Here is an 11,854-nt window from a genome sequence, read left to right as displayed (position 1 = left end):
TGGAATCATGGCGTTTTCTTCCGGTTTTTGGGCGAAACGGGGAGATTTATGGTGGATATTATACTCGAAATTCAAGCCAACTCATTGCTTTGTTTCAGTTTTTTGGTTTTGCAGGGACGACTAATTATTTTAGGTTTCATTTTTTTATTATCCTTTTTGGTATTAAAACAAATTGGCTTTAGGTAAAACTGCAATTTTTCGTAACACAAATGTCACTCATTGATGCTAGCTTGCCGGTTTACTGACTAATACTTCCCCATACTCAGAACGCAGCTTGTTTTTTAATACTTTCCCAGTGGCATTGCGTGGCAATCCTTCCACAAAGATCGCGCGATCCGGGATCTGCCACTTGGCGACTTTCCCCTGATAATGAGCAAGAAGTTCCTCCTCAGTAATATTTGCGTCGGGTATTTTTACTGCCAACAGGATCGGTCGTTCGTCCCATTTATCATGGGAGGCCGCCACTACGGCAGCTTCATTGATGGCAGAATGGCCCATTGCGATTCCCTCCAATTCGACTGTAGATATCCATTCACCACCAGATTTAATAATATCTTTTGAGCGGTCACGTATTGTCATAAATCCATCATCATTGATCGAAGCAACATCACCTGTCTCGAACCAACCGTCTTCCTCAAGAGTCTGATTTGGTTCAACACCGAAGTAATCGGCTACCACCCAATGACCACGGATGCGGAGATTTCCCTGAGCAATGCCATCTTCGGGCAGTTGATGACCGTCTTCTCCTACAATTTTGAGCTGCACCCCGTAGGGAGGCCGTCCCTGGCTTTCACGGATTTTGTTTCTTCCTTCCTCCGAAAGAGTATTGTGTTTCGACAGCAGTGCGTTGACGGTCCCGATCGGTGATGTTTCTGTCATTCCCCATGCATGGACAACTTCTACGCCATACTTACCACGAAACTCCGACATCATTGAGGGCGGACAAGCGCTACCCCCTATCACCGTCCGTTTAAGCGACTGTGCCGAGGAGCCAAGCTCGTCCAAAGCCGAGAGAAGTCCCTGCCAAATCGTAGGCACACCCAGCGCAATCGTTACGCTTTCTGAATCGATCAGCTTGACCAAACTTTGCCCATCCAGGCCAGGACCAGGCAACACCAGTTTGGCTCCAACCATCGCCGTAATGTAGGGTACCCCCCACGCATTTACGTGAAACATAGGAACAACCGGCATCACCACGTCCCGTGCCGATAAATTCAGTGCGTCGGGTTGAGCAGCTACCAGCGCGTGCAGAACGGTGGAGCGGTGTGAATAGAGCACCCCTTTGGGATTTCCGGTGGTGCCCGATGTATAGCAGAGGCTTGAGGCCTGGTTTTCGGCGATTTCAGGCCAATTCGCGTTAGGCGTTCCTCGCTGGAGAAACTCTTCATAAAACAACAAGCCTGGAAATTGCGCTGCAATTTCTTCGTCCGGTTCGGACATCAATACAAATTTCTCAACCGTCTCCAGTCGGTCTCGGATATTTGAAACAATGGTAAGGAACGTTTTGTCAAAGAATATGACTTTGTCTTGAGCATTGTTGATAACGTAAACGAGTTGTTCTGGAAACAGTCGCGGGTTAATGGTGTGACACACCATCCCGCCACCAGAGATGCCAAGGTAACATTCCAGGTGCCCCACGTTATTCCAACAAATGGTCGCGCACCGATCCCCCTGGACATAGCCTGCCGTTCGAAGCGCTGACGCAAGTTGTCGCGACCGCTCCGAAACAGTTGCCCAGTCAGATCGACTGGGATTTCCATCCGTTCCTATCGACACAATCTCAGCGTCTCCATGGTAGCGAGCAGCATGGTCGATCAAGGAATTCACGGTGAGCTCCATGTTCATCATTTGGCCAAGCACGTTTATCTCCTGTCGTTTTTGTAGTTGGTTGACGCGAGTATCTGGCGTCATTAAGGTCCAATGTAGAAGGCATAATCCGGGTTTGAACCTAAACATTTCCCAAGAGGATGTCGGCTGCATTTTCGGCAATCATCATGGTGGGTGCGTTGGTGTTACCGGCAACCAAACTGGGCATTATCGAGGCATCGACAACTCTTAGCCCTTCAATCCCTCTGACTTTTAATTCCGGATCAACGACTGAATCCGGATCCGCGCCCATACGACAAGTGCCAACGGGGTGGTAAATAGTCTCTGCATTTTCCCGGATAAAGTCCGCAATCTGACTGTCCGAAGACACCGAGTTTCCGGGCTTAATTTCTCGTTTACTATGTAAAGCCATTGTTGGTGCCCCGAGTATCCGTCGTCCAAATTTAACGGCCGAGATCATTGTTTTGATGTCTTCGGGGTTACTGAGATAATTGGGTTGAATCAACGGGTCGGCCAATGGGTCAGGGCTTTTGAGACCAATAAAACCGCGGCTTCTGGGCATTAGATCGCAAATATGCAAGGTGTACCCATACCCGGCCATCACTTTTCGTCCATGATCCTTCAGGTAAGTTGGCAAAAAGTGGAATTGCACATTTGGCCGTTCGCACGAGCGCTCGGATTTAACAAAGCCTCCGGACTCGGCAACATTACTGGTAAGAAATCCACGTCGCGCAAAGATATATGAGAATAATGCGCTCACGCCCCGAAACAGGAAACTGGGAGCAACGCCAATGGGCAAACGTGAGTTTGCCGCGTGCATGATCGTAATATCCAAATGATCAACCAGATTCTGGCCGACCTCAGGAAGATGATGCACAAGGGGGATCCCGTGTTTTCCAAGCTCTTCGCTATCACCGATTCCCGAAAGCATAAGTAGTTGTGGTGAATTAACCGCACCACCAGACAATATGACTTCACCGCCGTTATTGAGTCTAAGCTGGCGATATTCGCCCCCCTGGTTCAGTGTCACGCCGACTGCCCGCTTACCGTCCATTACCACCCGGGTTACCCGCGCGTCCGTTAGCACATCAAGATTAGGCCGGTTCTCCGCGACACGCAGAAATGCCTGCGCTGAACTCCAACGGCGACCATTTTTTTGTGTCACCTGGTAGAGTCCCAATCCCTCTTGCGTCTCTCCATTAAAGTCCGTGTTTATCGGGAGCTCTACATGAGGTGCCGCTCGAACAAAATCTCGACTCAACGGATTGACTGATTTGAGTTCACTTACGGTGAGCTCACCGCCCTCCCCATGGTAAGAATCTGCGCCAAAACGTTTATTATCTTCCAGTCGACGAAACAATTTTAAAGCGCGATCCCATCCCCAGAGGTCGGTCCCGGCAACTTGACCCCAGTGGTCATAATCGGCTTTGTGACCTCTGATATAGACCATGGCGTTGATAGAAGAGGACCCGCCAAGTGTTTTCCCACGAGGCCAAAACAGGCGGCGCTCCTTCAGATGTTCTTGAGGTTCGGTTTCAAGAGCCCAATTCAGCTTTTTACTATTGGAAAGGAGTGCTATACCTATAGGCATATGTATGAGTGGATTTTTATCCTTTGGGCCCGCTTCTAGCAACGCTACTCGCTTTGAAGAGTCCGCCGTAAGCCGATTGGCCAATACACAGCCCGCCGATCCCGCACCGACAATAATGTAATCGTACATAATAACTCTCTTATTATTTGATTATACTCAGCCCAGAATACGAACAGCAGCCTCTATAAGACGCCGGACCCAGGCTGTATAGGGTGGAAAAAGAAGATGCATAAGAGAATGTTTATCCTCCATCAACGCCTTTTCATGCGAAAAAGCGCGGAAACCGTATTCACCGTGTGCCGCCCCTATCCCGGAATTATTAACTCCACCAAACGGCAGGCCCGGATGTAGAAAATGCACAACTGTAAGGTTGACTCCTACAGCGCCGGAGCTCGTTCGCTCGATAATATCCGTGGCAAAAGCCTCGTTTTTGTCGAATATGTAAAGCGCAAGCGGTTTAGGGTTATCGTTGATTTTCTTGATAACCAGATCAATATCGTCGAATTCAATAACGGGTAAGATCGGGCCGAATAACTCCTCACGTGAAATATCCATGTCGCTCGATACATTTGAAATCAACGTCGGAGCAATAAAATTCTCTTCAGCATCTGTAACACCGCCTTCAAAGACTCTTGCACCTTTGTTTTTGGCATCATCTATCAGGTTTGAAACTCGCTGGAAATGACGTCGATTTACAATCCGGCAATAGTCGGCGGTCGATTTCTGGGCTTCTGGTGTTTTTCCATAGACTCGCCCAATTTCCGTTTTAAGTGCTTCATTGAATTGATCTGCGATATTAACGTGCACAAAAACATGATCTGGGGCGATACAGGTCTGTCCATTATTGGCAAACTTACCCCAGACAATGTTTCTCGCAGCCCTCTTTATGTTGGCATCTGGGCCAACAATGGTCGGGGACTTACCCCCCAATTCCAGTGTCACTGAGGAAAGGTTCTTGGCGGCAGCCTCCATGACCACCTTGCCTACCGCAGGACTGCCCGTGAAGAATATGTGGTCGAAGGGTAAGGCCAACAGTTTCTGCGCTACCGCGGCATCACCCTCAATCACGGAAACCAGATCGGGAGGGAAGGTTTCGGCGACAATGTTGGCAATCACCTTTGAGGTATGTGGTGTCATTTCCGAGGGTTTAATGATGGCTCCGTTCCCTGCAGCCAACGCTGAGACGAGAGGTCCGAGCGCAAGATTGAGCGGATAATTCCACGGTGCAATAATCAGGCACACTCCCTTTGGTTCTGGCCGAACATAAGATTTCGTGCCCAGAACACCAACGGATGCAGCCACTCGCTTCGGACGCATCCATTTACGCAAGTGTTTTTTAGTGTGTCGAATTTCCTGAAGCACCGGCAGGAGTTCAGTTAATTTGACTTCTGGAGCGGGTTTTCGAAAGTCCGCCGCGCAAGCCGCAATGATGTTTGATTCGTAGCGTTTAATTGAATCCCGCAGCTGGTCGAGCTGCGCTATTCGAGCCTCCAAGGTAAAACTTCCGCGACGCGCAAGTTGTGCCCGCTGTAGGGCCGCGAACGTTGAATCAATCGTATCGCTGGTTGACACATTGGGCAGCCCAACCTTCGCCAGACTAGCAATCTGCATTATAAAATCACCTCTTGCCGAACGAGACTGTTGTTATTTTCCATCGGATTACTAGTCTTCATAGAGGACATAGTCCTCTTTTGTGGCACCACAGTCCGGACAGCACCAATCGTCTGGAATATCTTCAAAACGAGTGCCGGCAGGGAAGCCTTCGGCTTCATCTCCGAGAGCTTCATCGTAGATATGGCCGCAAGTGATGCAGACCCACTTCCGATAGGTATCTTTTTGAGTCGAGTCTTTCGGCGATTTTGAAGAGTTAGGCTTGGGTTTCGCTTTGGGCTTTGTTTTATTTTTAGCTGAAGGAGTAGATGCGCCCGTTGCTTTCTGCGATGCTCCCTCGGTCTTAGCTTGGCTGGCAGGGCGGACCGCTGTATTGGTTGCGGACACCGAAAGTTCCGGGTTCGCTTCTTGAAGCGCAACGAAGTCAACCTTATCCCTGACGGCACAGTCTGGACAGGACCAGTCTTCAGGAATTTTTTCCCATGTCGTTCCTGCAGGAAAGCCTTCGTGCGGATCACCAACCACTTCGTCGTATACATAACCACAATCAGGGCATTGATACTTAGCCATTTAGAGCACCTTTCAAACGATATTATTGTCTTTGTTTTGGTAGCGCCCGACGCGCACCCTCTTTCAGGTGCACGTCAGAGGCTCTTTTTCTGCAACGTAAATAAAGTAAACGAGGTATATAAGTTCCGATTAGCCGATCATTTAGCCGCGGCGGTATCGACTGATTCAGAATCAGTCCCACCAAATTTACGCTCATAGAATTCACGCTTGCCGGGTTGAATCTGAATCTTATCGAGATCTCCTTTAGCCCAATCCAGCACCCGGTGGTCCATTATCGAACGAAACCATGAGGGAAACATTGCGGCCAGGAACATCCCGGGATATCCCGATGGTAAGGAAGGCAGGTCTTTGAAGTCGCGAAGCGATTGATAGGACCTTGTAGGATGGGCGTGATGGTCGGAATGTCGTTGCAAATGAAACAGAATCAGGTTCGACATAATATGGTTTGAGTTCCATGAGTGGTGCGGTTGTTGACGCTCATAACGTCCATCCGACATCTTCTCGCGCAGCAATCCGTAATGCTCAATGTAGTTGGCGCTGGTCAGCTGCCACCAGCCAAAGGCCATTTGAATGGGCAAAAAGATCAGCATTAAGGGACCAAAAAACGCCAGCAATCCCGCATAAAGCACAGCGGTCAAAATCATAGGCTGAAGAACTTCGTTCTCCAGGCTCCAGACACTTTTTCCACAACGACTGAGGCGCTGTTCCTCTAAATCCCATGCCCGCTTGAAAGCACCGGGAATTTCACGCAGTGAGAATGAGTAAATGGACTCACCCATGCGGGATGTCGCCGGGTCCATCGGCGTAGCCACATCACGGTGATGCCCCTTATTGTGCTCAATGAAGAAATGACCATATCCGACCACGGCGAGGACAAGCTTCGCCATCCAACGGTCAAACGTTTCTTTTTTATGGCCAAGTTCGTGGCCTGTGTTCAGAGCCAGACCATTCACGATTCCCAGGGAAAGGGCCAATGCCAGAAACTCGAAAACATTCATTGGTTGCGTGGATACCCACCAGGCACTGACAATCAAGGCCGCATAATGAATAGGAACAGTTAAGTAGGTCAGTACCCGGTAGTAACGATCCTGTTCAAGCCGAGGCACGGCCGACTCGGGGGGGTTGGAAAAATCCTCTCCAAACATGGCATCAATCAAGGGAACTGCGCCATACCAAAGGATCAACACCAATCCGTACCAAATGCTCCATCCAGTTTGGGATACCAAATAAAGGCCAATAAGAGGCGTCGCTGGCCACAGCACAGAAAGGACCCACAGGTGGCGTTTTCTGTCCACATAACCTTCGGCATCAGGGTCTCTCTGAAGAGACTCTGTTGTTAAGACATTTTCTGACATTGACATTAGGATCACCTTATTGTTTTTCAGCTTGATCATTTTTCTACATTGTGCGAACACCGAGTCCCTCAGGTGAACGGACAAGTTGTAGGCATGAACAGGTTTGGCCAGAACCGGAGATCAAACAACTACTCTAAGGGGTAGTTTTCGCACTAGACATCTATCAATATGCTTTCACCCCATAGCGCCCTCGCGTTTCGGGGAGACGAAGCAGGAGATCGGATTGTCATGACCCGCCATAGCTTGGAAGACTGGTGTCGGAGGATGTCTGAAAGGATGTGGGCTCGTCAGTGTTTCATTACTCAAGGGTGTTTAGACCGCTATTGCCTGAGCGCTTCTGCTACGCCTGAATCAAAGGTAGTTCTGTATCGGGCCCCGCCAGGCTATGGAAAATCTGTACAAGTGGCCTTGGCAGCAAACACTCGCGAACTGGAACTTGAGAGCGCCGTTTATATCAATACCCGGTCGTGCCCTGACTCATGTGACGTTAATGGCAGTTTGTTTGCAGCGTTAGTTTTATATCAACTCGAAGGAGTTGAATCCTGGCGCACGATAAAAAGTGACATCGACACCATCGAAGTTCTTCGAAACGCACTGTGTAATGCAAAAAAGACGATAAGAATTTGCCTTGATGGGGTTGGCGAGGCTAAACATACCGCGGATTTGATTGAGGATTTAATCTGTGAAACACCGAGCAATGTGAAATTTTTCATTGCACCGAGTCGCGTCGGGGCGTTGCCACGTTTGTCTATGATGGCGGGTGTTGTAACGTATGGTGCTGATGAACTTGTATTTACAGAAGAGGAGGTTAGTGAATTATCGGGTATGGGTGGCCCCGAAGCCAGCAACATCATAAAAGCGACCGGTGGATGGCCAGCACTTGTCAGGCTTATGTGCCGAACCCCAAACCCAAATCTCCCCGCAGCGACTTGGCCGGAAACTCGCTCGTATTTCAGGGACAACCTCTTAACTGCGTTACCCAATAGTACGAGGACCTTTCTTTGCAATGCAGCGATGCTCGAAGTAATCAGCGCTGAATGCTATGGCTATGTCTATAAGACAGAAGAGGCCGACCGGGAAATTACGTTTCTTAACGAACATTATGCTCTTTTAGCTCCCACCGGGACTTCTGCTGATCGTATGGATATGCACCCTGTGCTGCGAGAGTATTTGCGTAGTTTATTTAACACCACCCAACGAGAACGTCGCTCGTATGTACTGAAACGGGTCGCGTTCTGGCATTGGCGTAGGGGAGAGTACCTCCATTCAATCAATGCAGCTCTGGAAGCCAGTGACCATCGATGGGCTCGCGTCGTAAGTGACAGCATTATCCTGGACGTGGCACTCAGACAGGGTGAAATCGAAGTACTTCGTACCTGGTTTGGAAAAGTACCGGCTCGTACGATAAAAAAAATCGCTGCCTTGAGCATAGGTTACGCGTGGATTTTGTATTTCAGCCAACAAGCTCGTCAAGCAGAGGAAATACTGGTTAGTTCGCTTCATCCGAGCTCCAGGGGGGTGGGCGATCTTGATGAGGAAGGATGGCGGGAATTGGTTAATGCGATAGGCAAAGCTACACAGGATAAATTACTGGAGAGTCAGGTTCTCTGTCAAAAATGGATAGACGCCTTTGGCGACCGTAACATGGTTGGCAAAGGCGCAGCACTTACTTGCCAGGCATTCATTGCCTCCAGTGGACGCCATTTTGAAGAGTTGGAGCGATTGTCCCATCGAGCGGCTGTGGCCATCCAGTCATCCAATCAACATTACGCTTTTATTTGGCTTAAAACTGCAGAAATTCAGGGTGAACTGTTCAAGGGGGACATCGCCCGAGCAAGGAGTGTGTTGCTTCAAGCGAATAAAACAGCAGAAAAGATTCAGGTGCCAAAAACTTTTTTAAATAAAATGTTTGGCACCCTTGAGTTACAAATCCTGCACGAACAGAACCATCACCTGGTTACCCAGGAATCTGCACAGGCTTCGTTCGATTTCGCTTTGAACTATGGCGTTACAGATATTCTGTGGGGGTGTACACAGGCCTACAGCCGTTTTCTGTACCACCAAGGGTTCCGAGATAGAGCCATGGCCTTGTTGGAACAATCCCGCTTAGCCTCCTGCGAGCGAGAGCTCTCTCGTCTAAATATCCTGACTAAAGTTCAGTTAGCTGAGTTTACTCTCCTGAACAACGAGGAATTGGGTCCACCTATACTCCCCGATGAATGTGAGCTGACGTTCCTGCCAAATCAAAACCAGGCCATTCAAGCACGTATGGCCCTGGTAACCTCAATGTATAGACTACGGCTTGGGAAACAGTTTGGTGTCGCCGAAAAATATGCCAAACAAGCACTACAAAGCGCCAGCGCAATTTCAGACGCTAGAACCAGGATCGCCGCCCACTATTGTCAGGCCCTGGCAGCGTTTGCCCTCGGTTCATCAAAATCGGCGAAGCGCATGATTCTTGATGCAAACCTACTTTCGGAACATTTGAACTGTCACTTCACACGGCTCTGGATCAAAGAAGCGCTACTTTCTCTTAGCCCCCTTGCTCAGGATCTTTTTAACGATCTGCCAGACGACTCTGAAGCTAAAGCTACGAAGGATCCCGATGTCAGAATAGAAGACTCCAGCGTGCCACCTGTGCCCGGCAATGCCCACTCAACCATCACGATAAAGCAGATTTCTCTGTTGAAATGCGTAAGCAACGGAATGACCAACAGAGAAATCGCTGAACGGCTTCTTGTGACGGAGGATACCGTCAAATGGCATATGAAGAAGATTTTCAGCGAACTTAAAGTAACCAACCGGGTTCAGGCAGTCACTGAAGCTCGACTGCGCGGACTTTTATAGTGCTACAAAAACAAAAGAGGAATCGAGCGAATATGCAAAAAATAGTTATCATTGGCGCTGGAATAGCCAGCCTGACCGCCGCAGAGGCTCTCCGCCAGAATGGATTCGACGGAACGATTACCATTTTGGGCGAGGAAAACACGCTGCCTTACCAGCGTCCCCCGTTGTCCAAAGCCTATTTGACCTCAGATGAGTTGCCCTCGCCAACTCCGATCCGTTCTCCTAATTTCTTTCGGGACAACAAAGTTGAATTTGAACAAGGCGGTAAAGTAATAGCGCTTGAACGATCGGCAAAGCAAGTAGTGATTCAAGGCGGCAGGAAAATTAAATACGACACGCTGATTTTGGCAACAGGAGCGAGGCCACGTCCTATTGATTTACCTGGTGAGAGCGCAAAAAATGTTTTCTATCTCAGGAATCTTGACCACTCCACCGCATTACGTAATGCCCTGTTAGCCCCGGAATGCGAGAAGGTGGCCATTCTCGGCGCGGGTGTTATCGGGCTTGAAGTCGCCTCCGCTGCCAATCTACAGGGAAAACAAGTCTCTGTGTTTGAGGCCAACAGCCGAGCGATGTGTCGAGTAGCGTCACCATTAACAAGTAATTTTGTCAGAAACCGCATGGCCTCCGCCGGCGTAATGTTCTACTTCAATGCTAGCGTCAACCAGATTCTCACTGAGGGAGACCGAGTTTCCGGTATCCGTTTGTCCGACGGCACTACCAAACCCGCAGACGTCGTTGTTATCGGTATAGGAGCCATCCCCAATGCCGAACTTGCGCAAGACGCAAACCTGGATTGCGACGGTGGTATTATAGTAGACAGCGGCATGCGTAGCTCCGACCCTGACATATTTGCGATCGGAGATTGCGCTAAAGCCGTCAACGTTTCCACCAATACACCCATCCGAATAGAAACTATTCACAATGCCATGCTTCAAGCACAAATTGCGGCGGCTCATATTTGTGGTAAACCGTCTCCGCCTGCCTCTCCTCCTCGTTTTTGGTCAGATCTCAACGGCATGAAAGTCCAGTGTATTGGAATCGCCACTGGATACGACCGAATTCAGCGGCGTCCCACAGAGAGTGACAATGCCTGTGAATTCTGGCTCTTTTCCGGAGACCGGATGATCGCAGCTGAAACGGTCAATCTTCCCACCCGGCAAGCCAAGCTATCTAAAGCTCTCTCCGGGTAAGTGTAAGCGAGATGGGATGCAGCTCATTCTCATCTCTGAGATTTCTATGTGTCGAGCCTCGTGACTGAGCATATCCAGCTGCAGGGGGATTCTGGCCCTCCCACAAGCTCTGCTGTAGAGCAGGAGATACAGAATCGCCCAGCCCAGCTGTGATGGCCACAGTGACCAGTCATTCACCCGGGGCTTACCTAACGACCAGGAAAGTGGAGCAATTGCCAAAGCGATTATTCAGATGGGACATAGCCTAGGACTCGATGTACTGGCCGAGGGAATTGAGACCAAAGAGCAAGAAAACCATCTCCGAATCCTTGGCTGTGATGCGGGACAAGGCTATCTATATGCTAAGCCGCTCTCAGTCAAAAGGTGCGAGGAGTACCTACAAGTTACTGACTGGGTTTAATTGGCCCGATGGTGGTCATCGAATCAATTTGGGATCACCGGACGCTTAGTGTGCGCCGGCGTTATCGCACCATCTGAACGTTCGCTTTGCGACCGGAGTGGCCAACTTATGATGTTATTACCGTTGGTGGCCGGCTTCAGTGTCCGGCGCTAATAGGTAATCGGAAGGCGCTGCTAGATCCAAAAAATGTTGCTGGCTGGCCGGGATTGCTCAAGCAGTAATGCTGAGAAATTTGTTGTTGGGATTATGTTGTCGACTTAAATTTCTAAGTCCCCTCATATCAATTCAACTCACTCACTCACCAACGTAAATCGCATATTTCATATTCGTATAAACTTATTTTGATCGCAGCTACTACCCATGCCTAGAGAAAACCCAAGCTCTGCCATTTGCTTACTACATACGCGCCGGCCACGATGGCACTGGCACTCGCAGGGCAATAGAAAGCATTACTACCGGC

At 49.4% G+C, this 11,854-nt stretch carries 9 protein-coding genes and 1 pseudogene; 5 read left to right on the top strand and 5 right to left on the bottom strand.

From position 1 onward, the window contains the following. Positions 1–182, top strand: a 182-nt coding sequence (locus tag FE845_RS18740; RefSeq protein ID WP_227714496.1) for a hypothetical protein, incomplete at its 5' end; no start/stop codon positions are given. Between the two features lie 43 nt (positions 183–225). On the opposite strand, the gene FE845_RS18270 is transcribed toward FE845_RS18740, so the two are convergent. The 5 genes from FE845_RS18270 to FE845_RS18250 form a co-directional block, all read right to left on the bottom strand. Then, positions 226–1,911 (bottom strand): long-chain-fatty-acid--CoA ligase, encoded by a 1,686-nt coding sequence (locus tag FE845_RS18270; RefSeq protein WP_227714495.1) that lies wholly within the window; start codon positions 1,909–1,911, stop codon positions 226–228. Positions 1,912–1,948: 37 nt separating this feature from the next. Beyond that, positions 1,949–3,547, bottom strand: coding sequence for a GMC family oxidoreductase (locus tag FE845_RS18265; RefSeq protein WP_091642703.1), 1,599 nt, complete (start codon positions 3,545–3,547; stop codon positions 1,949–1,951). A gap of 27 nt (positions 3,548–3,574) precedes the next feature. After that, a complete protein-coding gene (locus tag FE845_RS18260; protein ID WP_011783983.1) occupies positions 3,575–5,029 on the bottom strand; it encodes an aldehyde dehydrogenase family protein in 1,455 nt (484 codons plus the stop codon). Positions 5,030–5,080: 51 nt separating this feature from the next. Then, positions 5,081–5,599, bottom strand: a complete 519-nt coding sequence (locus tag FE845_RS19050) for a rubredoxin (RefSeq protein WP_011783984.1) — start codon at positions 5,597–5,599, stop codon at positions 5,081–5,083. A 137-nt stretch (positions 5,600–5,736) separates the two neighbouring features. Next, positions 5,737–6,960: an alkane 1-monooxygenase gene (locus FE845_RS18250; RefSeq protein WP_199185490.1), complete on the bottom strand. Its 1,224-nt coding sequence runs from the start codon at positions 6,958–6,960 to the stop codon at positions 5,737–5,739. Between the two features lie 222 nt (positions 6,961–7,182). Between FE845_RS18250 and FE845_RS18245 the strand changes: the two genes are divergently transcribed. From FE845_RS18245 to FE845_RS18885, 4 genes and pseudogenes are all read left to right on the top strand, one after another. Beyond that, positions 7,183–9,801 (top strand): helix-turn-helix transcriptional regulator, encoded by a 2,619-nt coding sequence (locus tag FE845_RS18245; protein ID WP_104270339.1) that lies wholly within the window; start codon positions 7,183–7,185, stop codon positions 9,799–9,801. A 32-nt stretch (positions 9,802–9,833) separates the two neighbouring features. Further along, complete coding sequence (locus FE845_RS18240; RefSeq protein ID WP_053115264.1) at positions 9,834–10,994, top strand: NAD(P)/FAD-dependent oxidoreductase; 1,161 nt, start codon at positions 9,834–9,836, stop codon at positions 10,992–10,994. 133 nt (positions 10,995–11,127) lie between these two features. Next, the gene (locus tag FE845_RS18235; protein ID WP_081496573.1) at positions 11,128–11,394 is read left to right on the top strand and encodes an EAL domain-containing protein; all 267 of its coding nucleotides are present in this window, start codon (positions 11,128–11,130) and stop codon (positions 11,392–11,394) included. Between the two features lie 337 nt (positions 11,395–11,731). Next, a pseudogene (locus FE845_RS18885) lies at positions 11,732–11,854 on the top strand (flavodoxin family protein); the annotation flags it as partial.

The organism is Marinobacter sp. 1-4A (assembly GCF_016597725.1).
In the GTDB taxonomy this organism is placed as follows: domain Bacteria; phylum Pseudomonadota; class Gammaproteobacteria; order Pseudomonadales; family Oleiphilaceae; genus Marinobacter.
The sequence above is the reverse complement of the archived record's forward strand: the minus strand, read 5'-3'. Positions and strand labels throughout refer to the sequence as shown.